This window comes from Geodermatophilus sp. TF02-6 (assembly GCF_003319115.1).
In the GTDB taxonomy this organism is placed as follows: domain Bacteria; phylum Actinomycetota; class Actinomycetes; order Mycobacteriales; family Geodermatophilaceae; genus Geodermatophilus.
Window position 1 is genome coordinate 1 of record NZ_QOHF01000053.1, and the last position, 973, is coordinate 973.

At 68.2% G+C, this 973-nt stretch carries 1 protein-coding gene; it reads right to left on the reverse strand.

The window, feature by feature from the left end; translation table 11 throughout:
• Positions 1 to 10: 10 nt before the first annotated feature.
• The gene (locus tag DQ238_RS22525; RefSeq protein WP_113783476.1) at positions 11 to 820 is read right to left on the reverse strand and encodes a transposase family protein; all 810 of its coding nucleotides are present in this window, start codon (positions 818 to 820) and stop codon (positions 11 to 13) included.
• Between the last annotated feature and the right edge of the window lie 153 nt (positions 821 to 973).

Sequence of the window (973 nt, forward strand, 5' to 3'; positions counted from 1 at the left end):
TGAGGTTTTCTCAACGGATTGGTCGTTCGGCGATGGTGAGGACGAGTGCCGCTTTGGCGATGGCGCCGATTCGCCACGGACACAGCCGAATGCGGCGCAGCGCCTTCCATCGCATCTTCAGCAGCGCGTTGCCGCGTTCGGCCGGAGCACGGAGACAGCTGATCAACTCGTTGCGGGTCACGCTGTCCGGATGCAGCCCGCGGCCCTTGGTCGGGGTGTGGATGCCCGCGCCGGCACCGTCGTAGCCCTTGTCGGCCAGGGTGGGCAACCCCAGCAGCGCGGCCGCGGCGTACAGCGCGCCGAGGAAGCCGGTACGGCGGGCGGCAGCCAGGTCATGGGTCGAGCCGGGCTCGACCTCGGAGACGGCCACCGGAAAGCCGGTGGGGTCGCCGATGACCTGAACGTTGCCGCCATGGGCGGAGTGTTTGCCCGAGTACCACAGGTCGTGACCGGTCTCGGGATTGGGCACCCGGCAGCGGTCGGTGGCGATCAGCGTGCCGTCGACGGTGACATGCGTCCAGCCCGCGGCCTGGCCGGCCTCGAGGACTTGATGCAGGTCCGGAGCCTGGGCGGCGAGCACGTTGATGCCCTCGTGCAGATAGCGGTAGCCAGTGGCCAGCGACACCCAGGCGTCGGCGGCGAGCACCTTCATGTCGGTGTCCTCCCGAAACCAGCGCAGCACCAGGATCGCCTGGGTGCGGGCGGAGGCGGCACGGGAGCCGACGGGCGTGCCGCAGCGCAGCCGTTCGGCGATCAACAGGTTGGTCAGCAGCGTGGCGGTGGTCTCGGGCACGTCGAGCGTGGCAGAGTAGGTGATCACGCGGGGTCCTTGCGGGTTGAGGATCGTTCCTTGAGCAGAACCGATCCTCTCGCAGGACCCCGCGCCTATGCAGTGACACTCCCTTCAGCCCGCCGACCTGCACATCCTCGGGCCGGAGAATGGCTCACACGCCAATCCGTTGAGAAAACCTCA